Origin of the sequence: Allobosea massiliensis (assembly GCF_042655245.1) — a bacterium.
Taxonomy (GTDB): Bacteria; Pseudomonadota; Alphaproteobacteria; order Rhizobiales; family Beijerinckiaceae; genus Allobosea; species Allobosea massiliensis.
In genome coordinates this window covers 71799-93303 of record NZ_JBHSLU010000008.1, presented here as the reverse complement: position 1 = coordinate 93303, position 21505 = coordinate 71799, and the positions used below count along the sequence as shown (strand labels likewise).

At 68.0% G+C, this 21505-nt stretch carries 20 protein-coding genes; 13 read left to right on the top strand and 7 right to left on the bottom strand.

What is annotated here, in order from left to right:
• Positions 1-27: 27 nt before the first annotated feature.
• The 5 genes from lptF to rsmA are packed head-to-tail and all read left to right on the top strand — an operon-like array spanning position 28 to position 6809.
• Complete coding sequence (gene lptF / locus ACFPN9_RS05700; RefSeq protein WP_066725007.1) at positions 28-1215, top strand: LPS export ABC transporter permease LptF; 1188 nt, start codon at positions 28-30, stop codon at positions 1213-1215.
• Positions 1215-2303 carry an LPS export ABC transporter permease LptG gene (lptG, locus tag ACFPN9_RS05695; protein WP_066724891.1) on the top strand — a complete coding sequence of 363 codons (1089 nt, stop codon included), beginning with the start codon at positions 1215-1217 and terminating at the stop codon, positions 2301-2303. The genes lptF and lptG overlap by 1 nt, the downstream gene beginning before the upstream one ends.
• A 58-nt stretch (positions 2304-2361) precedes the next feature.
• Complete coding sequence (locus tag ACFPN9_RS05690; protein WP_377815866.1) at positions 2362-4896, top strand: LPS-assembly protein LptD; 2535 nt, start codon at positions 2362-2364, stop codon at positions 4894-4896.
• A 45-nt stretch (positions 4897-4941) separates the two neighbouring features.
• Complete coding sequence (gene pdxA / locus ACFPN9_RS05685) at positions 4942-5964, top strand: 4-hydroxythreonine-4-phosphate dehydrogenase PdxA (protein ID WP_066724885.1); 1023 nt, start codon at positions 4942-4944, stop codon at positions 5962-5964.
• The gene (rsmA, locus tag ACFPN9_RS05680; protein WP_066724882.1) at positions 5961-6809 is read left to right on the top strand and encodes a 16S rRNA (adenine(1518)-N(6)/adenine(1519)-N(6))-dimethyltransferase RsmA; all 849 of its coding nucleotides are present in this window, start codon (positions 5961-5963) and stop codon (positions 6807-6809) included. The genes pdxA and rsmA overlap by 4 nt, the downstream gene beginning before the upstream one ends.
• 9 nt (positions 6810-6818) lie before the next feature.
• Here the strand turns inward: rsmA and gmk are convergent, their stop codons facing one another.
• The 7 genes from gmk to fabD all read right to left on the bottom strand — a co-directional run bounded on the left by gmk (position 6819) and on the right by fabD (position 13575).
• Positions 6819-7463, bottom strand: coding sequence for a guanylate kinase (gmk, locus tag ACFPN9_RS05675; RefSeq protein ID WP_066724880.1), 645 nt, complete (start codon positions 7461-7463; stop codon positions 6819-6821).
• A gap of 6 nt (positions 7464-7469) precedes the next feature.
• Complete coding sequence (locus ACFPN9_RS05670) at positions 7470-8351, bottom strand: YicC/YloC family endoribonuclease (RefSeq protein ID WP_066724877.1); 882 nt, start codon at positions 8349-8351, stop codon at positions 7470-7472.
• A gap of 122 nt (positions 8352-8473) precedes the next feature.
• Positions 8474-9850, bottom strand: coding sequence for an endolytic transglycosylase MltG (gene mltG, locus ACFPN9_RS05665; RefSeq protein ID WP_245282483.1), 1377 nt, complete (start codon positions 9848-9850; stop codon positions 8474-8476).
• A gap of 193 nt (positions 9851-10043) precedes the next feature.
• On the bottom strand, positions 10044-11315 hold the full coding sequence (gene fabF / locus ACFPN9_RS05660; protein ID WP_066724875.1) for a beta-ketoacyl-ACP synthase II: 1272 nt from the start codon (positions 11313-11315) through the stop codon (positions 10044-10046).
• A 54-nt stretch (positions 11316-11369) separates the two neighbouring features.
• Positions 11370-11603, bottom strand: coding sequence for an acyl carrier protein (locus ACFPN9_RS05655; protein ID WP_056713189.1), 234 nt, complete (start codon positions 11601-11603; stop codon positions 11370-11372).
• Positions 11604-11860: 257 nt separating this feature from the next.
• Positions 11861-12598, bottom strand: a complete 738-nt coding sequence (fabG, locus tag ACFPN9_RS05650; protein WP_066724874.1) for a 3-oxoacyl-[acyl-carrier-protein] reductase — start codon at positions 12596-12598, stop codon at positions 11861-11863.
• Between the two features lie 41 nt (positions 12599-12639).
• The gene (gene fabD / locus ACFPN9_RS05645; RefSeq protein WP_066724871.1) at positions 12640-13575 is read right to left on the bottom strand and encodes an ACP S-malonyltransferase; all 936 of its coding nucleotides are present in this window, start codon (positions 13573-13575) and stop codon (positions 12640-12642) included.
• A 346-nt stretch (positions 13576-13921) separates the two neighbouring features.
• On the opposite strand from fabD, the gene rpsF reads away from it, so the two are divergent.
• The 8 genes from rpsF (at position 13922) to ACFPN9_RS05605 (ending at position 21493) form a co-directional block, all read left to right on the top strand.
• Positions 13922-14380 carry a 30S ribosomal protein S6 gene (gene rpsF, locus ACFPN9_RS05640; RefSeq protein WP_067990871.1) on the top strand — a complete coding sequence of 153 codons (459 nt, stop codon included), beginning with the start codon at positions 13922-13924 and terminating at the stop codon, positions 14378-14380.
• A gap of 3 nt (positions 14381-14383) precedes the next feature.
• Positions 14384-14629, top strand: a complete 246-nt coding sequence (gene rpsR, locus ACFPN9_RS05635) for a 30S ribosomal protein S18 (RefSeq protein ID WP_038367644.1) — start codon at positions 14384-14386, stop codon at positions 14627-14629.
• A gap of 179 nt (positions 14630-14808) precedes the next feature.
• On the top strand, positions 14809-15768 hold the full coding sequence (locus tag ACFPN9_RS05630) for a DUF2232 domain-containing protein (protein WP_066724867.1): 960 nt from the start codon (positions 14809-14811) through the stop codon (positions 15766-15768).
• 37 nt (positions 15769-15805) lie between these two features.
• Positions 15806-16369, top strand: coding sequence for a 50S ribosomal protein L9 (gene rplI, locus ACFPN9_RS05625; RefSeq protein WP_066724865.1), 564 nt, complete (start codon positions 15806-15808; stop codon positions 16367-16369).
• A gap of 168 nt (positions 16370-16537) precedes the next feature.
• A complete protein-coding gene (locus ACFPN9_RS05620; RefSeq protein ID WP_066724863.1) occupies positions 16538-18025 on the top strand; it encodes a replicative DNA helicase in 1488 nt (495 codons plus the stop codon).
• Positions 18022-19152 (top strand): alanine racemase, encoded by a 1131-nt coding sequence (gene alr / locus ACFPN9_RS05615; RefSeq protein ID WP_082735417.1) that lies wholly within the window; start codon positions 18022-18024, stop codon positions 19150-19152. Before ACFPN9_RS05620 ends, alr begins: the two co-directional genes overlap by 4 nt.
• A 156-nt stretch (positions 19153-19308) precedes the next feature.
• The gene (gene radA, locus ACFPN9_RS05610) at positions 19309-20706 is read left to right on the top strand and encodes a DNA repair protein RadA (RefSeq protein WP_066724861.1); all 1398 of its coding nucleotides are present in this window, start codon (positions 19309-19311) and stop codon (positions 20704-20706) included.
• 106 nt (positions 20707-20812) lie between these two features.
• Positions 20813-21493, top strand: coding sequence for a CvpA family protein (locus ACFPN9_RS05605; RefSeq protein ID WP_066724860.1), 681 nt, complete (start codon positions 20813-20815; stop codon positions 21491-21493).
• Positions 21494-21505 lie beyond the last annotated feature (12 nt).

Sequence of the window (21505 nt, the reverse complement as noted above, 5' to 3'; positions counted from 1 at the left end):
CGCCCCACCGGAACGACAAGCGTGCTGCTGCAGCGTCTCGACCGCTACATCCTGAAGATGGCGACGATCGCGGCCATCGTGCTGCTGATCGGCCTGACCAGCGTGATCTGGGTCACGCAGGCGCTGCGGGAGGTCGATCTCATCACCGGCAAGGGTCAGACCGTTCTGATCTTCTTCACGGTCACACTGCTATCGCTCCCGGCGCTGATCGCCGGTATCGCGCCCGTCGCCCTGTTCATGGCGACGCTCTACACGCTGAACCGGCTGAACAGCGATTCTGAACTCATCGTGATGAACGCGGCCGGCGTCGCGCCGCAGCGCCTGACGCGGCCGTTCATTGTGCTGACCATCGCGACCTCGCTGCTGGTCGGGTGGATGACACTGTCGGTCATGCCCGCCGGCTTTCGCATGCTTCGCGACCTGATCACGCTGATCCGCGCCGATTTCGTCGCCAATGTCGTCAAGGAGGGCCAGTTCGTCGCGCTCGATTCTGGCGTGACGTTCCACTACCGCGAACGCTCAGGCGACGCGCTGGTCGGCATCTTCATGCAGGACCGGCGCGACCCGAACCAGCCCTCGATCTACATCGCCGAGCGCGGGCGCACCGTCGAGGTCGATGGCAACAGCTTCCTGATGCTGGAGAAGGGCACGATCCAGCGCGAGACGAAACGGACGGATACGAGTTCGATCATCTCCTTCGAGCGCTATGCGCTCAATCTCTCGGCACTGTCCGGCGATCCGACCGGAGGGGCCGGCGAAGGCGACGGCGACAAGGCGATCTACAAGCCGCGCGAGCGTACGACCTGGCAGCTGCTGAACCAGGATCCGAACGAGCCCTATTACAAGCTGCAAGCGGGCCGCTTCCGGGCCGAATTGCATAACCGGCTGTCGGCGCCGCTCTATCCGCTGGCCTTCATGCTGATCGCATTCGCCTGTATCGGAGAAGCGAGAACCACGCGCCAGGGCCGCGCCTTCGCGATCCAGTCGGCCATCCTGATCGTCGCGGCGACGCGCATCGGGGCCTATATGGCCTGGACCGCCAGTGTGCGCTCGCCGCTGGCCGCTGCCATGCTCTACATTCTGCCGATCGGGGCGATCGCGCTCGCATCTGCGGTCATTCTGCACGGCCAGACGGTCCGGCCGCTGCTGGCGCGGGCGACGGCCCCGCTGATGCTGCCCCTAGCAGGGCTGACGGCCCGTTTCAGGCGCGCCTGATGCTGCTCGTCACCACTTTCGGCCGCTATCTCACGAAGCAGTTCACGCGCTCCATCCTGGGGGTGTTCGGGACCTTCTTCTTCCTGATCGGCACACTCGATTTCGTAGAACTGATGCGTCGCGCCGGCGATTCTCCGGCCGCGACCACGCCGCTGATCGTGCAGCTCGCCCTGTTCCGCGTGCCGAGCGTCGCCGAACAGATCTTCCCCTTCGCCGTGCTCTTCGGTGGCATGTTCGCGCTGCTGACGCTGAGCCGGAAGCTCGAACTCGTCGTCGCCCGCTCGGTCGGCGTCTCGGCCTGGCAGTTTCTGCAGCCGGCGGCCGTGGTCGCAGGAGCAATCGGGCTGGTTTCGATCCTGATCTACAACCCCGTCGCGGCCGAGCTGAAGCGCAAGGCGACGGCGCTCGAGACTCGGCTCTTCGTGCGCGGGGCCGCGACCAGCAATTCGCCCGAGATCTGGCTGCGGCAACGCAGCATCGACGGCCAGGCGATCATCCGGGCCGCCGGCTCCCTTCCCGAGGGCAACGGCCTCGCCAATGTGGCGATCTTCAGCTTCTCGCCGGGCGGCGGTTTCAGCGAGCGGGTCGATGCACGTCAGGCCGTGCTCCATCCGGGCTACTGGGAGCTCACCGACGCCCGTGTCGTCTCGGCCATGGAAGAGCCACAGAGCTACAAGACCTATCTGCTCGCCACCACGCTGGAGCCCGAGCAGATGCGGCAGAGTTTCACACCGCCCGAGGCCGTCGGCTTCTGGGCGATGCCCAGCGTGATCGAGCGCACGCAGCGGGCTGGCCTCGACACGACGCGGTACGAACTGCGCTACCAGTCGCTGCTGGCGCGGCCGCTGCTGCTGGTGGCGATGGTGCTCGTGGCAGCATCCGTTTCCTTAAGATTTTTCCGCTTTGGTGGTGTGACCAAACTGGTGATAGCTGGCGTCGCGGCCGGCTTCGTGCTGTATGTTGCGACGCAGCTGTCGGAGGAGCTGGGCTCGTCCGGTATCGTCAATCCTGTGGTCGCAGCCTGGCTGCCCGCAGCGATCGGTGCGATGCTGGGCGCTCTCGCCCTCCTGCATCAGGAAGACGGGTGAATCGTACTGTGCCTATGGTTAATTTAGGATTGAGCGTATGGTTCCCGGCGTGAAACGCATGGCTCGATTTGCCGCGGCGACCGCCCTGGTTTCGAGCCTTGCCTCAGTCTTCGCCCTGGCGGGGACGGCTTTCGCCCAGGCTCCGGCGGCCGCCAAGCCGCAGGACCGCATGGTCGTCGACGCGCGCGAACTCGTCTACGACAACGACAAGAAGACCGTCTCGGCGGTCGGCGACGTGCAGATCCTGTATCAGGGCCGCACGATCGAAGCCGACAAGGTGACCTACGACCAGGCGTCGAAGCGCGTCATCGCCGTTGGCAATGCCCGGATCACCGAGGCCAACGGGACCGTCATCACCGGCGAGCGTTTCAACCTCACCGACGATTTCCGCGACGGCTTCATCGACTCGCTGCGGGTGGTGAACCCCGACCGGACGCGCTTTACGGCGCCGCGCGCCGAGCGCACCGACGGCGAGACCTTCATCTTCGAGAAGGGCATCTACACCGCCTGCGAGCCCTGTAAGGACAACCCCGAGCGGCCACCGCTCTGGCAGGTCCGTTCGGCCCGGATCATCCATAAGAAGGCCGAGCAGACGATTTACTACGAGGATGCCCGGCTCGAATTCGCCGGCGTGCCGCTCGCCTACATCCCGTATATGTCGGGCCCCGACTCGACGGTGAAGCGGAAGTCCGGCTTCCTGTCGCCGAAGTTCCTCAACACCGGGCCGCTCGGCTACGGCGTCGGCTTGCCCTATTTCCTCAACTTGGCGCCGAACTACGACCTGACCGTCACACCGACCTATCTGAGCCGGCAGGGCCTGCTCGGCCAGGTTGAGTGGCGCCATCGCCTGATGAACGGGTCCTACACGATCCGGGCCTCCGGCATCTTCCAGCAGGAGAAGGAGGCGTTCCTCGCCGCGCCGCTGGGCGCCGGTGACGACGAGTTCCGCGGCTCGATCCAGACCAACGGCAAGTTCTTCATCAACCCGCGCTGGACCTTCGGCTGGAACGCGGCGATGTCGACCGATCGCTGGTTCTACAAGAACTACCGCATCCTCAACGAGGCCGTCAGCTCGACGACCTATCTGCAGGAATCGATCTCGACCGCCTACCTCAACGGCCAGACCGCCACGGGCTGGTTTGACATGCGCGGCTATTATTTCCAGCCGCTGACCTCGACCGACTGGCAAAAGCAGCAGCCCGTCGTGCTGCCGGTGATCGACTACAACAAGCGCATCCACAAGCCGAGCTTCCTCGGCGGCGAGATCACGCTCAACGCTAATGTCACGCATCTGACGCGCGAGGCGGCGGCGTTCTCGCAGCTGCCGCGGCAGACGAACTATCTGATCAGCGGCACGACGACGACCGGCGTCGGCTATTCGCTCTATGACGGCTGCGCCGTCTATCAGAAGAACACCTGTCTCGTCCGCGGGCTGGCGGGCAATGTCGCCCGCGCCACCGCGGAACTGTCCTGGCGCCGCAACGTCATCGATTCCATCGGCCAGGTCTGGACCCCCTATGCCTCAGTCAGGGCCGATATCTTCTCGGTCAATCCGAACACGACGAGCTATGCGAACGCCAATGTGCGCACCATCGTCGACACGTCCGACGAGGTGTTCGGGCGCGCCATGCCGGCAATCGGCCTGATGTATCGCTACCCCTTCGTCGCCAAGACGTCCTGGGGCACGCACATTATCGAGCCCGTGGCACAGATCGTGGCGCGGCCGAACGAGACCAGCAGCCTGCGCGTCGCCAACGAGGATGCCCAGAGCCTCGTGTTCGATGCCAACAATCTGTTCGAGTGGAGTGGCAAGTTCTCCGGCTACGACCGCGTCGAGGGCGGCACGCGCGCCAATGTCGGTGCCCTCTACACCGGGCGCTTCGGCAAGGACGCCTTCGCCAATCTGCTGCTCGGCCAGTCGTATCACCTCGCGGGGCGCAACTCTTTCGCGACCGGCGACCTTGTCAATACGGGGCTGAATTCGGGACTGGAGACCAATACCTCCGATATCGTCGCGCGGGCTCAGGTCTCGCCGATGACCGGTCTTTTCTTCACCGGCGCGGCGCGGCTGAATGCCACCACCTATGAGGCGCAGCGCATCGATGCGGCGGCGACTTACGCCACCAGCGTCGTGACCACCTCGGTGGGCTATGGCCGCTACGAGCCTCAGCCTGATCTCGGTATCTTCCGCCGTCGCGAGGGCCTCTCGCTCCACGGCTCGGTGCTCGTGACCCCGAACTGGCGCTTGCGCGCCGGCGTCCTGTTCGACCTCGACAAGTACAAATACGACCGCGAGGTTCGGATCTCCCAGTTCACGACCTGGGCGGCATCGCCCTCGACAGTCACACAGCCGCGCTATATCGATTCGCGGCTGCTTCAGACGGCCTCGACCTCGTTCGGCATCAACTACACCGACGAGTGCACCGTCTTCGACGTCAGCTACTCGCAGAGCTATGCCGACCGCCAGAGCGGCGCGACCAAGGATACGCGCACCGTGATGTTCCGCCTCGAGCTGCGCACGCTGGGCGAACTCAGCTATTCGCAGAATCTCGACGGCTCCACGGTCGGCGACGGCGTGACCTCCAGCCGCTGAGCGACTCGGGTCCCAGCGCCGCGCAGCAGGCGGGAGACACGCCCCATGCCCCTCGCGCCTGCCGCGCCCCTCGCCCTCACCCAAGGTGATCCGGCTGGCATCGGGCCGGAGCTCGCGCTGCTCGCCTGGCTCCGCCGGAGCGAGCTGGCGCTGCCCGCTTTCGTCTGCCTCGCCGACATCGACCACCTCGCCAAGCTCGCCCGGCGCCTCGGCCTCGACGTGCCGCTGGCCGCCTGCGCCTGGGAGGAGGTCTCCTCCGTATTCGTCGAGGCATTTCCGGTGGTCCCGCTCGCGCCCGGACCGGCCGTCGAACCGGGACGGCCCGACCCGGCCAGTGCTCCCGGTACGATCGCGGCGATCACCGGCGCGGTGGCGGCCGTGCGGGAAAAACGGGCGAGCGCCGTCGTCACCAACCCGATCGCCAAATCCGTGCTCTACGCGGCCGGCTTCGCCCATCCGGGTCACACCGAGTTCCTAGCGCATCTGGCCAGCGATGGCGGCGAGACGCCGCTCCCGGTGATGATGCTGTGGTGCGAGGAGCTGGCCGTCGTGCCGGTCACCATCCATGTGCCGCTGCGGCGGGTGCCGGAGCTGCTGACGACGGAGCTGATCGTCCGCACCGGACGCATCGTCGCTGCGGGCCTGCGGCGCAGCTTCGGCGTCGAGCGACCGCGCCTGGCCCTCAGCGGGCTCAACCCCCATGCCGGGGAATCGGGCGCGCTCGGGAACGAGGACGATACGGTGGTCCGGCCCGCGATCGAGGCCCTACGCGCCGAGGGCATCGACGCCAGCGGCCCCTACCCGGCCGACACGATGTTCCATGCCCGAGCGCGGGCCGGCTATGACTGCGCCTTGGCGATGTATCACGATCAGGCGCTGATCCCGATCAAGACCATCGCCTTCGACGAGGGCGTCAACGTCACCCTCGGCCTGCCCTTCATCCGAACCTCGCCCGACCACGGCACGGCCTTCGACATCGCCGGCAAAGGCATTGCCCGACCCGACAGCCTGATCGCGGCGCTGCGGCTGGCGGCGCGCATGGCCGCGCAGGAGCAGGTCGTCGGATGAGCCAGATCGACACCCTGCCGCCGCTGCGCGAGGTCGTCGAGCGCCATGGCCTGATGGCGCAGAAGTCGCTCGGCCAGAACTTCCTCTACGACCTCAATCTGACCTCGCGGATCGCCCGCTCCGCCGGACCGCTGGAGGGTGAGACCGTCGTCGAGATCGGCCCCGGCCCAGGCGGGCTGACGCGGGCCCTGCTGGCGGCGGGTGCGGGCCGCGTCATCGCGATCGAACGCGACCGACGCTGCCTGCCCGCGCTGGAGCAGATCGGCGCGCATTATCCAGGCCGGCTCGAAGTGGTGGATGGCGATGCGCTCGCCGTCGATCTGTCGGAGCGGCTCGGCGGCGGCCCGGCACGGATCGTCGCCAACCTGCCCTACAACATCGGCACGCCGCTGCTCGTCGGCTGGCTCAGCTCCGAGGCCTGGCCGCCCTGGTGGACCTCGCTGACGCTGATGTTCCAGCGCGAGGTCGCCGAACGGATCGTCGCCACACCGGAGCAGCGCGCCGACTATGGCCGCCTGGCCGTGCTCTGCAATTGGCGCTGCGAGACGAAGATTCTGTTCGATGTGCCGCGGAGCGCCTTCGTGCCACCGCCCAAGATCACCTCAGCCATCGTGCAGCTGGTGCCGCGGGCCAGTCCAGAGCCCTGCGACCGCCGGCTGCTTGAGCGGATCACGCTCGCGGCCTTTGGCCAACGTCGCAAGATGCTGCGCCAGAGCCTGAAAGCGGTGCTGCCCGACCCTGGGGACTGGATCGAGGAGGCCGGGCTCGTGCCGACGGCCCGGGCCGAAGAGGTGCCGGTCAGCGGCTTCGTGCGTCTGGCGCAAACCCTGGCACCACGACTCTGACGTCGAGGCTCAGGGCAGCTGTTCCGACAGAAGGCCGTTGACGAACTCCGAGAGGCCGGTGGCGCGCTCGCGCTTCAGGCGCTCGGCGGTGAGGATCGCCTTCACCGATTCATAGGCTGCCTGCAGATCGTCATTGATGATCACGTAGTCGTATTTGTTCCAGCGGGCGATCTCGTCGCGGGCGTTGCCGAGGCGCTTGGCGATGACATCGGGCGCATCCTCGGCCCGGCGCACCAGCCGCGAGCGCAGCTCGGCCATGGAAGGCGGCAGGATGAAGATCGTCACGACGTCCGCCCGCGCCTTCGCGACGATCTGCTGCGTGCCCTGCCAGTCGATATCGAAGAGCACGTCCCGGCCGGCCGCCAGCGAGGCCTCGACCTCCTTGCGGGGGGTCCCGTAGCCATTGCCGTGCACCTCGGCCCATTCGAGCAGGTCGTTGTGCTGCTTCATCTGGTCGAAGGTCGGCCGGTCGATGAAGCGGTAATGCACGCCGTCGATCTCGGAGGGGCGCTTGGCGCGGGTCGTCACCGAGACCGAGAGATCGAGGTTGTTCTCGGTCTTGAGATTGCGCGTGAGGGTCGACTTGCCCGCACCCGAAGGAGAGGACAGGATCAGCATCAGCCCGCGACGGGCCGGGCGCGCCACTTCGGCCATCACCACTCACTCCACATTCTGAACCTGCTCGCGCATCTGGTCGACGACCGTGCGGAGTTCGAGGCCGATGCGCGAGAGACCGGCATCGCCCGCCTTGGCGCAGAGCGTCGAGGCCTCGCGGCCGAACTCCTGCGACAGGAAATCGAGCTTGCGGCCGATCGGCCCGCCCTGGTCGAGCAGCAGGCGCAGCGCCGCGACATGGGCGTGGAGCCGGTCGATCTCCTCGCGGATGTCGGCCTTCACGGCGAGCAGAGCCGCCTCCTGATGAAGGCGCTGCGGATCGAGCGCCTGGCTCGCCTCCAGCAGCAGCGCGACCTGAGTCTTGATGCGCTCGCGGATGGCGTCGACGCCGCGCGCGGGATGGCTCTCGGCGTCCTTGGTCAGACGCTCGATGGCGTCGAGATGGCCGCGCAGCACGGCCTCGAGCGCCCGCCCCTCGGCGGCTCGAGCGTCCTTGAGACCGGCCGCGACCTCTTCGAGCCCGGCGAGAACCGGCTTTTCGAGGGCCGTGAGCGTATCCCCGCCCTCCTCGGCGAATTCGACGACGCCACGGATGCCGAGCAGCCCGTCATAGGAAGGCGGTGTCACCGTCGCGGAGACTGGCAGCCGCTCGACCGATTGGAGCAGCGCCGCCAGCGCCGCCTCGTTGATGCGCGGACGTGGGGGGCCGGCATCGCTGGTGACCTGCAGGTTGACGTGGAGGGTGCCGCGCGCGAAGGCGCCGGTCAGGCGCTTGCGCGCCGCCTCGGCCAGCACTTCCAGCCCTGGCGGGACACGGACACGGATATCGAGGCCGCGTCCATTGACGCTGCGGATTTCCCAGGCCCAGGCATGGATGCCCACCGTCCCCGCCGCCCGGGCGAAGCCCGTCATGCTCTCGATCGCCAACTTCGTCCGCCTCCGCCCTTTTTGACGCGGCGGGACCGTAGTGGCGGCCCGGGCAAGGGGCAAGCGCGCCGTCGCGCGGCTGTCAGGAAACTGGGGACGGACCGGACGGGCGGCCTGCGCCGTCAGGGGCGCAGCGCGGGGATCTGCTTCGGCGAGTTCAGATCGAAGGTCTTGTTCAGCAGCGGATCGCGCGGCGTGCCCTCGGACGCGTCGAAGGCGCGCACCCGGCCACCGGCCAGCGCGGTGCCCTGCTGCGGCTGCCCCGCCGCCGCACGACGGTTGCCCGGCACGGGCCAGGTCTCGATCGCCTCCCCCTCGCTCGGCTGCGTGGCCGGCGCCTCGGAGCGCGTATCGGGCGATGGCGGCGGTTCGACCTTGTCGACGGAGGCTTCCGCCGGCGGCTTGCCGGGATCGCGGCGCGCCGCCTCGATCTGGCGCCAGCGCCCGACATTGCGGTTGTGCTGCTCGAGCGTCTCGGCGAAGGCATGACCGCCGCTGCCATCGGCGACGAAGTAGAGTTCCTTGGTGCGGGAGTGGTTGACCACGGCCTCCATGGCGGCGCGACCGGGATTGGCGATCGGCCCCGGCGGCAATCCGTCGATGACATAGGTGTTATAGGGCGTCGGCTGGGTGATCTCGCTGCGCAGGATCGAGCGGCCGAGCGTCCCCTTCCCGCCCACGAGGCCGTAGACGATGGTCGGGTCCGATTGCAGCTTCATGCGCCGGTTCAGCCGGTTGATGAAGACGCCTGCGACACGCGGGCGCTCGTCTGCGCGCCCGGTTTCCTTCTCGACGATCGAGGCGAGGACGACGAGTTCCTGCGGCGTCTTGATCGGCAGATCGGCGGGCTTGCGCTCCCAGATCCGCTGGAGAACGGCACGCTGATCGCGGGCCATGCGGTCGATGATCGCCTGCCGCCCGAAGCCTCGCGGGATCCGGTAGGTGTCGGGCAGGATGGAGCCTTCGCGCGGCACCTGGATGATGTCGCCGCTGAGCAGGTCGTTCTCGCGCAGGCGGGCGACGATCTGCTCGCTGGTCAGCCCCTCGGGGATGGTGATCGAATGCTCGACCACCTTGCCCTCGGCGATGATGTCGAGGATGTCCGCTTGGCTGGCGCGCGCCTTGAACAGGTATTCGCCGGCCTTGAGCTTGGTCCAGTTGCCGCTGATCAGCGCCGAGACGCGGAACACCCAGGGGTGCTCGATCATGCCCTCGCGCTGCAGGAGATCCGCGATCTCGGCCAGACCGCTATCCTTGGGGATGATGAGCACGCGGTCGCTGGCGAAGGGACCGGGCGAACGGCTCTGGCTCGACACGACGGCGATGCCCGCCCCGACCAGTCCGCCCAGCACGAGCAGCGCCGTAAACAGGCCGCTCATCATCGCCACGAACGGACTGCTGCGCCGCCGACGACGCGCCTTGGGCGGCGGCGCCGGCGGCGCAACCGGCTTCAGCGCCTCGCTGGGGCTCTTCGGGGCGACGCGGGGCGAATCGTTCACGGTCTCAGAACTCGCACTTGGGACTTCGTCACGGCAACGCCCGGCCCATCTTCCAGGAGACGGACCCGAGACGACGGCTATTCGGCCGGTCGCGATTGAACCGGATTCACGGCGCCTGCGAAAGCGAATTCGCGCTTCCATCGGAAGCGTGCACTCTAGCGCAGATTATGGCGAAAGCGCGCTTCGGCAGCGATCAGGCGTCGCCGGTGTAGCGCCGCATCACCAGCGAAGCATTGGTGCCGCCGAACCCGAACGAGTTCGACAGCACATGGTCGATCGCCCGCGGCTTCGCGACATGGGGCACGAGATCGAGATCGGTCTCGACGGAGGGATTGTCGAGATTGATCGTCGGCGGGACGATCTGGTCCCGGATGGCGAGGATCGAGAAGATCGCCTCCACCGAGCCGGCGGCACCGAGCAGATGGCCCGTCGACGATTTGGTCGAGGACATCGCCGGCTTCTTCGGCGCGTTGGCGAGGAGGCGCTCGGCGGCGCGCAGTTCGATCTCGTCGCCCAGCGGCGTCGAGGTGCCGTGGGCGTTGATGTAGTCGAGGTCGGACGCCGCGATCCCGGCGCGCTCGAGCGCGGCACTCATGCAACGATAGGCGCCGTCGCCGTCCTCGGCCGGAGAGGTGATGTGATAGGCGTCGCCCGACATGCCGTAGCCGATGACCTCGGCATAGATCCGCGCACCGCGCTCCAGCGCATGCTCGAGCTCTTCGAGCACGACAATGCCCGCGCCCTCGCCCATGACGAAGCCGTCGCGGTCGCGGTCATAGGGCCGCGACGCTTTTTCCGGCGTCTCGTTGAAGCCGGTGGACAGCGCGCGGCAGGCGCAGAAGCCGGCGATGCCGAGCCGGTTGATCGCCGATTCGGTGCCGCCCGCGACCATGACCTTGGCATCGCCGAGCGCAATCATTCGCGAGGCGTCGCCGATCGAATGGGCGCCGGTCGAGCAGGCCGTCACGACGGCGTGGTTGGGGCCTTTCAGCCCGTGCTCGATCGAGACGTAGCCGGCGGCAAGATTGCTCAGGCGGCCGGGAATGAAGAAGGGGGACAGCCGGCGGGGACCGCGCTCCTTGAGCAGGATCGACGCCTCGTAGATGCCGCCGAGACCGCCGATGCCGGAACCGATCGCGACGCCGGTGGCGATCTGGTCTTCGTAGCTTTCGGGCTGCCAATTTGCATCGGCCAGCGCCTGCTTGGCAGCGGCCATGGCGAAGACGATGAAATCGTCGACCTTGCGCTGCTCCTTCGGCTCCATCCACTCATCGGGATTGAAGGTGCCGTCGGTGCCGTCGCCGCGAATGATGTTGCAGGCAATCCGCGCCGGCAGATCGCTGCAGTCGAAGCTGGTGATGGGGCCGGCGCCGCTGGCGCCGGCGAGAAGGCGAGACCAAGTCGCCTCGACGCCGCAGCCGAGCGGCGTCACCATGCCCAGACCGGTCACGACCACGCGTCGCATCGGAAGACTACGTGAAACCATGGCTCTTTCTGCAGCGACCGACCTTGAAGTCGATCAGGCCGACTTCGACAGGAACTTCACGGCATCGCCGACGGTGACGATCGTCTCGGCCGCATCGTCCGGAATCTCGACGCCGAACTCTTCCTCGAAGGCCATGACGAGTTCGACCGTGTCGAGGCTGTCCGCCCCGAGGTCCTCGATGAAGTTCGCGCCATCCACGACCTTCTCAGGCTCGACGCCGAGATGCTCGACCACGATCTTCTTCACGCGCTCGGCGACATCGCTCATGGGATTTATCCTTAAAGATTGAACATGCAGCACCGAACCGCGCCGCAGAGAGGGACCGTCACTCCTGACCCCCGACGCACCGGAACTCGGTGCGGCCGGGCCGGAACTCGAAGCCTGCACAAACGCAACAACCGGGTTCCCGTCAAGTCCCCCGGATCGTGCGCAGCGGCCCGACGGCGCTAGTTAACACAGCCGATCTTGGCTGGCGAGAGCGCGAAACCACGGATCGAACTCTTCCAGAAAACCCGACAAGTCTTTCAGATCATTGTCATTCCGCCGTTGACATGAAGCGTCTGCCCCGTCACGTAGCCGGCTTCCGCACTGGCGAGATAGGCCACTGCCGCCGCCACATCGGCGCCCGTCCCCAGGCGACCCATCGGCACGTCGGAGAGGATGCCCTCGCGCTGCTTGTCGTTCAGAGCCTGGGTCATCGGTGACTCGATGAAGCCCGGCGCAACGACGTTGACGGTGATGTTGCGGCTGGCGACCTCGGCGGCGAGCGCCTTGGACATGCCGATCAGCCCGGCCTTCGAGGCGGCGTAGTTGCCCTGCCCCGGATTGCCGGTGGTGCCGACGACCGAGCCGATCGAGATGATGCGGCCATAACGGCGGCGCATCATCGACTTCACCGCCGCGCGCGAGAGGCGGAAGGCCGCCGTCAGGTTGATGGCGATGACGCTGTCCCAGTCCTCGTCCTTGAGGCGCAGGAAGAGGTTGTCCTTGGTGACGCCGGCATTGTTGACGAGGATGTCGAGCCCACCGAGCTTCTCCTCGGCTGCCGGCACGAGGGCCTCGACCGAGTCCTTGTCAGCCAGGTTGCAAGGCGCGACGACCGCTCGCTCGCCCAGTTCTGCGGCGAGCGCTTCCAGCGCCTCGGCGCGCGTGCCCGACAGCGCGACGCTGGCGCCCTGCGCATGAAGAACGCGCGCGATGGCCCCGCCCAGCCCCCCGGTGGCGCCGGTCACCAGCGCCTTCTTGCCCGTCAGATCCAGCATCGTCTCTCCCTTTCGGCGTTCTGCCGTTCTCTGTTGCCCATTCAGGGCTTGTAAGCGGACACGTCCTCGGCGGTTCCCACCGAGAGCGGCGTCGCAGTCGGCGCGATGCGCTTCACCAGACCGGCCAGCACCTTGCCGCTGCCGAGTTCGACGAAACGGTCGACGCCCGCGGCCGCCATCGCCTCGACGCATTCGCGCCAGCGCACCGTGCCGGTGACCTGCGCCACCAGCGAATCGCGGATCGCCGCCACATCCGACAGCGGCGCGGCACCGACATTGGCCATGACGGGAACGACCGGCGCCTGCATCGCGACATCGGCCAGCGCCGCGCGCATCGCCTCCGCGGCGGGCTGCATTAGGGAGCAATGGAAGGGCGCCGAAACCGGCAGCAGCATGGCGCGACGGACACCGCGCTCGCCGGCTAGCGCGATCGCCCGGTCGATCGCGGCCTTCGCGCCGGAGAGCACGACCTGCCCGCCGCCGTTGTCGTTGGCGGCCTCGCAGACTTCGCCCTCAGCCGCATCGGCAGCGATGGCGCGCGCCAGGTCGAGATCCGCTCCCAGCAGGGCGGCCATTGCCCCCTGCCCGGCCGGCACGGCCTTCTGCATCGCATCGCCGCGGATGCGCAGCAGGCGCGCGGCATCACCGATGCCGAAGGTGCCGGCGGCGGCCAGCGCCGAGTACTCACCCAGGGAATGCCCCGCGACGAAGGCGGCGTCACGTTTCAGATCGTGGCCAGCCTCGGCCTCGAGGACCCGCACCACCGCCAGGCTCACGGCCATCAGCGCCGGCTGCGCATTCGCCGTCAGCGTGAGTTCCTCCGCGGGTCCCTCCCACATCAGGGCCGACAGCTTCTGTGACAGGGCGGCATCGACCTCGTCGAACACGGCACGGGCGACGGGGAAGGCATCGGCCAAGGTCTTGCCCATGCCGACGGCCTGGGAGCCCTGGCCGGGGAAGATGAACGCGGTCGTCATGCGGAAGGCCTCGGATTTTCAAACGATTTGAGCCAGTTCACGGCGCTGTCACACTGCCTTGGAGTGCAAGTCAAGGCCGAAGCCGCCCGATCGGCCGGGTCGTCCGCGGCCAAAAGCCGATTTCGGTTGCATCGACGGGCTGCAACCTGTAACGACCGCCTCCTGCTTGTTCGGCCGGAGGCTGAACGGATGGCAGCGCTTTGGCCGGCTACCGGCTGTTGCGCTGCAGGCTCCCCCGGGCGCCGTCATCCCGTGTCTCCGCCTTCGATGAAATCCTGTCGGGCCTTATCCAGGGCTCGGAGGGCTCCGCGCCGGGCGAAGCAGGGTGAAAAAAGGAAGGCCAATCATGGCATTGTACGAGCATGTCCTGCTCGCGCGGCAAGACGTCAGCGCGCAGCAGGTCGAGGCCCTTGTCGAGACGTTCAAGGGCATCATCGAGGCGAATGGCGGCTCGGTCCCCAAGGTCGAGTACTGGGGCGTGAAGTCCCTCGGCTACCGCATCAAGAAGAACCGCAAGGCGCATTACTCGCTGCTGAACATCGACGCTCCCGCCGCGGCGGTCGCGGAGATGGAGCGCCAGATGCGCATTAACGAGGACGTCCTGCGCTTCCTCACCGTGCGCGTCGAGGAGCTTGAGGAAGGCCAGTCGGCCATGCTCCAGAAGCGCGACCGCGACGATCGTGGTGATCGCGGCGACCGCTTCGACCGTCCCGGCGGCGGCGACCGCTTCGACCGCGGCCCGCGTCGTGACCGTCCGCGTCGCGACGACGAAGCTGCTCCCGAAACGACCGGCGCGGAGGCCTGAGCCATGTCGACTGCATCCGCCGGCGCCCGTCGCCCCTTCTTCCGTCGCCGCAAGTCCTGCCCCTTCTCGGGCGAGGGCGCTCCGAAGATCGACTACAAGGATGTGCGCCTGCTCTCGCGCTACATCTCCGAGCGCGGCAAGATCGTGCCGTCGCGCATCACGGCGGTCTCCGCCAAGAAGCAGCGCGAGCTCGCCCAGGCGATCAAGCGCGCCCGCTTCCTGGGCCTGCTGCCCTACGTGATCCGCTGAGATCGCTTTCGCCTCCCGCTTTGGGGGCTCCAAGATCGACCGGCGGCGAGCGATCGCCGCCGGTTTCGACCACCCGACCAGTCGCCCTGTGGTGAAACCCCACCGGGTTCGTTGAGGCGAAAAGCCTCTCACCCTGCCCGGCCGATAGGCCCGGGAGCAGCGGGACAGCAGGACAGAGAATGATTCCGGCCGTCGGCATCGGCGCGGGCCTCGTAGCGGCCCTGCTCTTTTCAGTGGTGATCACCGGATCGCCGCTGGCCGTGCTGCTGTATTCGGCCGCCCCGCTTCCGATCTTCATCGCCGCGCTCGGTTGGAACCACCGCGCCGGGCTCTATGCCTCCGCCGCGGGCGCGCTCGCCGTGACGCTAGGCCTGAGCCTCCCGGCCGGCTTCGCCTTCGCCTGCATCATCGCACTGCCGGCCTGGTGGATCGCCTATCTGGCGCTGCTGGCGCGCTCCGACGAGAGCGGTGCCGTCGAATGGTACCCGCTCGGGCACCTGATGGTCTGGATCGCCGGCACGGCGACGCTCGCCAGCGTCGCCAGCGCCCTGGTGATGACAACCGATTACGAAACCTACCGCGCCGTCATCGCGCGGATCGTCGATAATCTCCTGGCGGAGATGGTGCGCAGCAAGATGCTGACCTTGCCGCAGGGGAAGACCGCCGCCGATCTCTCGGCCGATATCACGCCGCTGCTGGTGCGCGCCGTGCCGCTCGGCATCGCCGCCTCGATCGTCACCACCATCACCGCCAATCTCTGGCTGGCCGCCAAGACGGTGCAGTTCTCCGGCCGTCTGCCGCGGCCCTGGCCATTTATTCCCTCGACGACGCTGCCGCGCACGGCGCTGCCGCTTCTGGCGGTGGGTCTGGTCACCGCCATGCTCGACGGGTTCGTCGGCCTCGCCGGCGCCTCGCTGGTCGGCGCGCTGCTCGCCGCCTTCATGTTCTCCGGCCTCGCGATGCTGCACGACCTTTCGCGCGGCCAGACCTGGCGCACGCCGATGCTGATCAGCGTCTATGTCGCGCTGATCGTGATGCAGGCCGTGCTGACGCCGCTGCTGGCGCTCGCCGGCATGATCGACACCCTTCTCGGGCTGCGCAAGCGGGCCGCGATGCCTCCCCCGCCTCCCCAGGCCTGATCTTCAATTTCGAACCGCTCTCAAAGGAGACAACACCATGGAAGTGATCCTGCTCGAACGCGTCGCCAAGCTCGGCCAGATGGGCGACGTCGTGCGCGTCCGCGACGGCTTCGGCCGCAACTACCTGCTCGCCCGCGGCAAGGCTCTGCGCGCGACCGAGGAGAACAAGAAGCGCTTCGAGAGCCAGAAGATCGAGCTCGAGACCCGCAATCTCGAGCTGAAGTCGGAAGCCGAGTCGGTCGCCGAGAGCCTGGACGGTCTGAGCGTCGTGATGCTGCGCCAGTCGGGCGAGTCGGGCGTGCTCTACGGCTCGGTCTCGACCCGCGACATCGCCGAGGCGCTGACCGCCGAGGGCTTCCACGTTTCGCGCAGCCAGATCACGCTGAACGCGCCGATCAAGACGCTCGGCCTGCACACCGTCCCGGTCGTCCTGCATCCGGAAGTCTCGGTCACCGTCACCGTGAACGTCGCCCGTTCGGCCGAGGAAGCCGAGCGCCAGGTCCGCGGCGAGAACGTCACGGCCCGCGAGGAGTTCGACCTCGACGATCTCGGCCTCGAGGTCGGTGCGGCGCTGGCGGAAGCCGGCGAGGACGACCGCTGAGCCGATCGCTCGCTTCGTCAAGTCAAGGGCGCCGCGGCAACGCGGCGCCCTTTTTCGTTGCAGCCTGTGCAAAGGCGTGGATCGTCCAATCGCTGCTGGCATGATCCGTCAGAGTGGTAGAGTAAGCGCAGAGTCGGATAGCCGCAGACCCGAGACATTCGCGCCCTCATGGCCACAGCAACCGCCCTCGTCACCCGCCTCGAAACCCGCGAGGCCGAATACCGCGTCCAGCCGCACAACATCGAGGCGGAGCAGGCGTTGCTGGGCGCGATCCTGGTCAACAACGACGCTTTCTACCGCGTCTCCGATTTCCTGCTGCCGGACCATTTCTTCGAGCCGATCCACCAGCGCATCTTCGAGCTGACCGCGAGCCTGATCCGCGCCGGCAAGATCGCCACGCCGATCACGCTGAAAACCTTCGTCGGCGAGATGGATCTGGGCGGCTTGACCGCCTCGCAGTATCTGGCGCGATTGGCCGCGGAGGCGACGACCGTCATCAATGCCGGCGACTATGGCCGCACCATCTATGAGTTGGCGATCCGGCGGCAGCTGATCGGCGTCGGCGAGGATCTGGTCAATGTCGCCTATGACGCGCCCGTCGACATGGCGCCGCGCGAGCAGATCGAGGAGGCCGAGCGCAAGCTCTACGAGCTGGCGGAAAAGGGCCGCTACGAGGGCGGCTTCCAGAAGTTCGACGCGGCGCTCTACACCGCCATCGACATGGCCGCGAATGCCTATCAGCGCGCCGGCGGCCTCTCGGGCATCTCGTCCGGCCTCCGCGATCTCGACCAGCGCATGGGCGGGCTGCAGCCCTCCGACCTGATCGTGCTCGCCGGCCGCCCCGCCATGGGCAAGACGTCGCTGGCGACCAACATCGCCTTCAACATCGCCAAGGCCTGGCGCGGCGAGCGCCAGACAGACGGCACGATCAAGACGGTCGATGGCGGCATCGTCGCCTTCTTCTCGCTCGAAATGTCGGCCGACCAGCTGGCGACGCGTATCGTCGCCGAGCAGTCGGGCATCTCCTCCTACAAGATCCGGCAGGGCCGCATCACCGAGGCCGAGTTCGCGCGGCTGACCGACGTCGCGGCGCAGATCGAGAAGCTGCCGCTCTATATCGACCAGACCGGCGGCATCTCGATCGCCCAGCTCGTCGCCCGGGCGCGCCGGCTGAAGCGCCAAAAGGGCCTCGACGTCCTGTTCATCGACTATCTCCAGCTGCTGTCGGGCTCGGCCAAGAACGGCCAGAACCGCGTGCAGGAGCTGACCGAGATCACGACCAGCCTGAAGGCGCTCGCGAAAGAGCTGTCGGTGCCGATCATCGCGCTGTCCCAGCTCTCGCGACAGGTCGAAAGCCGCGACGACAAGCGCCCCCAGCTCTCCGACCTGCGCGAGTCCGGCTCGATCGAGCAGGACGCCGACGTGGTCATGTTCGTCTACCGCGAGGAGTACTACCTCAAGGGCAAGGAGCCGCGTCCCGGCACCGAGGAACACAACAAGTGGCAGATCGAGATGGAGGCCGCGCATGGCGTGGCCGAGCTGATCATCGGCAAGCAGCGCCACGGCCCGACCGGGACGATCGCGCTGCAGTTCGACGCCGATGTGACGCGCTTCTCCGACCGGGCCGACGAACTGAGGCTGCCTGACCGCGAATGAGCCCTTTCGATACGCCCGAGGCCGAGACCCGCGGCACGCTCCTCACCCTGGATCTCGGGGCGCTCGTCGCCAACTGGCGCGCGCTCGGCGCCCGCGCCGGCACGGAGGCCGGCGCGGTGGTCAAGGCCGACGCCTATGGCATCGGCATCGAGCCCGCCGTGACGGCGCTGTCGCGCGCCGGCTGCCGCAGCTTCTTCGTCGCGCATCTCTCGGAGGCCGTCCGCGCGCGTGCCGTCGCCGCCGAGGCGACGATCTACGTCCTCAACGGCCTCCTGCCCGGTCAAAGCGCCGCCTTCGCCCGCCACGACCTGTCACCGGTCCTGGGCTCCGTCGCGGAATTGCAGGAATGGGCCGCCTTCCGGCAGGGCAGTGGCGCGGTCAGGCCGGCGGCGCTGCATGTCGACTCAGGCATGAACCGGCTGGGGCTGGCGCCGGACGAGGCGCTGTCGCTCGCCGGAGACGGGTCCGAGCTCGTCGATGCGGCGGGTGTCGGCCTGCTGATGACCCATTTCGCCGCTTCCGAGGACGAGGGCGATCCGGCCAATGCGCGCCAGATCGCGGCCTTTGCCGGGATCGCCGCGGCGTTCCCGGAGCTGCCGGCCTCGCTGATGAATTCGTCGGGGCATTTCCTGAAAGGCTGCCCGGCCTACCAGCTGACCCGCCCGGGCTATGCGCTCTATGGCGGCAACCCGACGCCCGGCCAGCCCAACCCGATGCAGGCGGTCGTCTCGCTGCAGTCGCGCATCATCCAGCTGCGCGACGTCGAGGCAGGGACGCAGGTCGGCTATAATGGCCGCTGGACCGCGAAGCGCCGCAGCCGCCTCGCCACCATCTGCCTCGGCTATGCCGACGGCTATCCGCGCAACGCCAGCGGCACCGATACGGTGCCCGGCGGAACCGCGCTCGTGGGAGGCGTCCCCTGCCCCTTCGTCGGCTCGGTCTCGATGGACCTGATCATCCTCGACGTCACCGAGGCGCCGGAGAACGCCGCGCGGCGCGGCGAGCCGGTGACGCTGATCGGCGGCGCGCTCGATCTGGAGACGGTCGGCGCGGGGGCCAAGACGATCGGCTACGAGATCCTGACCAGCCTCGGCCGGCGCCATGCGCGGCGCTATGTCGGGGTTTGAGGTGAGCGGCTCCGGTGTCCTTCCAGGGCACGGCGCAGCCGTGAACCCGGAACCCGTGACGGGCCTCGACCTTTGTCGACCCCGGTGGGAAGCGCACAGCCGGTCGTGGATTCCGGGTTCTTCGCTGAAGCGAAGCCCCGGAATGACAGGTTAGCGATGGCCAAGCGCGGCCCCACCTATATCTGCCAGGCCTGCGGCGCGGTCTATCACCGCTGGCAGGGCAAGTGCGACGCCTGCGGCACCTGGTCGTCTCTGTCCGAGGAGGCGCAGGCGGCCCCGGTGCCCGGCGCGCGCGGGGCCTCGTCCGGCCGGGCGCGCGGACGCGTCTTCGCGCTGGAAGGGCTGAAGGGCGAGACGCAGGATGCACCGCGCATCGTCTCCGGCATCGGTGAACTCGATCGCGTCACGGGCGGCGGCTTCGTGCCGGGCTCCGTGCTGCTGATCGGCGGTGACCCCGGCATCGGCAAGTCGACGCTGCTGATGCAGGCCTGCGCGGCGCTCGCCTCGGCGGGCCGTCGCGTCGTCTACGTCTCGGGCGAGGAATCGACCGGGCAGGTGCGGCTACGCGCCGAGCGCATGGGGCTGTCGGAGGCGCCGGTCGAACTCGCGGCCGAAACCAATGTCGAGGACATCGTCGCGACGCTCGGTCAGGGGCTGCGGCCAGCCCTCGTCGTGATCGATTCGATCCAGACCATGTGGTCCGGCGAGGTCGAGAGCGCGCCGGGCACCGTGACGCAGGTGCGCGGCTCGGCCCAGGCGCTGATCCGCCATGCCAAGACCAGCGGCGCCTGCATGATTCTGGTCGGCCACGTCACCAAGGACGGGCAGATCGCCGGGCCTCGCGTCGTCGAGCACATGGTCGACGCCGTGCTGTCCTTCGAGGGCGAAGGCGCGCACGCCTTCCGCATCCTGCGCGGGCAGAAGAACCGCTTCGGCGCCACCGACGAGATCGGCGTCTTCGAGATGACCGGCAAGGGCCTGTCCGAAGTCTCCAACCCGTCCGCGCTGTTCCTGGCCGGGCGCGACCAGGCCGCACCGGGCGCGGCGGTCTTCGCCGGCATCGAGGGCACGCGGCCGGTGCTGGTCGAGATCCAGGCGCTGGTCGCGCCGACCTCGCTCGGCACGCCGCGGCGCGCCGTGGTCGGCTGGGAGAACAGCCGCCTGTCGATGGTGCTGGCCGTGCTCGAGACGCATGGCGGGCTGCGGCTGGGGCAGCATGACGTCTATCTCAACGTCGCTGGCGGTTTGCGCGTGAACGAGCCGGCCGCCGATCTGGCGGTGGCGGCGGCTCTCGTCTCCTCGCTGACGGGCGCGATCCTGCCGCCCGAATCGGTCTATTTCGGCGAAATCGCCCTGTCGGGGGCGATCAGGCCCGTTTCGGTCGCGGCGGCGCGGCTGCGAGAGGCCTCCAAGCTCGGCTTCGAGGCGGCGCTGATGCCGGCGGGCGGCGCCGATGCCGGCGACGGCGGCGGTCTTGCGCTACGACGCTTCGGCCATGTCACGGAACTCGTTGCCGATATCGCCGCGCGCGCGCCTCGCCGGGATGTGAAATGAGCCCGTCACAATAGTGACGCCGCGGGCGCGAGCGCGTATAGCAAACGCGATGCGGCCAGCCCATCTGTTGCAGGCCATTCCGAGACCATAACGAAGCGGCTCATCCATGCCTGTGACCATTCTCGATCTCGTCGTCATCGGCGTGATTCTGATCTCGGCTTTGCTGGCGGCGGTGCGCGGGCTGACGCGCGAGGTGCTCGCCATCGCGTCCTGGGCCGCGGCGGCCGCCGTCGCCTGGATCTTCCATCCGCAGCTGCTGCCGATCATGAAGCAGTACATCCCGAACGACACGATCGCGCTGATCGCGGCGATCGCCTCGCTGTTCCTGGTGACGCTGATCGTGGTGTCGCTGGTGACGGCGCGGATCTCGGATTTCGTGCTCGATTCGCGCATCGGCGCGCTCGACCGCACGCTCGGCTTCGTCTTCGGCGCGGGGCGCGGGCTGCTCCTGGCCGTGATCGGCTACCTGTTCTTCGCGGCGCTGGTCGGCGCCGACAAGATGCCGCCCTGGGCGCGCGACGCCAAGGCCAAGCCCATGCTCGAGGAAACGGGGCGCTCGCTGATCACCATGCTGCCGCAGGACGTCAACGCCGACTTCCTGAAGACGCTGCTGAAGCCGAAATCCGGCCCGGAGCCGACGGAAGCCCCGGCCGAAGAGCCGCGCCAGCCCGCCACCCCCGGCGCGGACCCGCAGCGCCGCACAGATGCCCCGAGCGCGACCGACCGCCAGGCCCTGCAGCGGGCCATCGACGGCACGCGCGCCGCCCCTGCCCCAACTCGCCCTTAATTCGCGCCTAGA

Coding starts and splice junctions, on each gene's coding strand:
- alr (WP_082735417.1), top strand. CDS start 18,022: ATGAGCCCTTTCGATACGCCCGAGGCCGAGACCCGCGGCACGCTCCTC.
- radA (WP_066724861.1), top strand. CDS start 19,309: ATGGCCAAGCGCGGCCCCACCTATATCTGCCAGGCCTGCGGCGCGGTC.
- gmk (WP_066724880.1), bottom strand. CDS start 7,463: ATGGCCGAAGTGGCGCGCCCGGCCCGTCGCGGGCTGATGCTGATCCTG.
- fabD (WP_066724871.1), bottom strand. CDS start 13,575: ATGACGACCGCGTTCATCTTCCCCGGCCAGGGCTCCCAGGCCGTCGGC.
- pdxA (WP_066724885.1), top strand. CDS start 4,942: ATGCCCCTCGCGCCTGCCGCGCCCCTCGCCCTCACCCAAGGTGATCCG.
- fabF (WP_066724875.1), bottom strand. CDS start 11,315: ATGCGACGCGTGGTCGTGACCGGTCTGGGCATGGTGACGCCGCTCGGC.
- ACFPN9_RS05630 (WP_066724867.1), top strand. CDS start 14,809: ATGATTCCGGCCGTCGGCATCGGCGCGGGCCTCGTAGCGGCCCTGCTC.
- rpsF (WP_067990871.1), top strand. CDS start 13,922: ATGGCATTGTACGAGCATGTCCTGCTCGCGCGGCAAGACGTCAGCGCG.
- lptG (WP_066724891.1), top strand. CDS start 1,215: ATGCTGCTCGTCACCACTTTCGGCCGCTATCTCACGAAGCAGTTCACG.
- fabG (WP_066724874.1), bottom strand. CDS start 12,598: ATGCTGGATCTGACGGGCAAGAAGGCGCTGGTGACCGGCGCCACCGGG.
- ACFPN9_RS05655 (WP_056713189.1), bottom strand. CDS start 11,603: ATGAGCGATGTCGCCGAGCGCGTGAAGAAGATCGTGGTCGAGCATCTC.
- ACFPN9_RS05690 (WP_377815866.1), top strand. CDS start 2,362: ATGGCTCGATTTGCCGCGGCGACCGCCCTGGTTTCGAGCCTTGCCTCA.
- rpsR (WP_038367644.1), top strand. CDS start 14,384: ATGTCGACTGCATCCGCCGGCGCCCGTCGCCCCTTCTTCCGTCGCCGC.
- rplI (WP_066724865.1), top strand. CDS start 15,806: ATGGAAGTGATCCTGCTCGAACGCGTCGCCAAGCTCGGCCAGATGGGC.
- ACFPN9_RS05620 (WP_066724863.1), top strand. CDS start 16,538: ATGGCCACAGCAACCGCCCTCGTCACCCGCCTCGAAACCCGCGAGGCC.
- ACFPN9_RS05605 (WP_066724860.1), top strand. CDS start 20,813: ATGCCTGTGACCATTCTCGATCTCGTCGTCATCGGCGTGATTCTGATC.
- rsmA (WP_066724882.1), top strand. CDS start 5,961: ATGAGCCAGATCGACACCCTGCCGCCGCTGCGCGAGGTCGTCGAGCGC.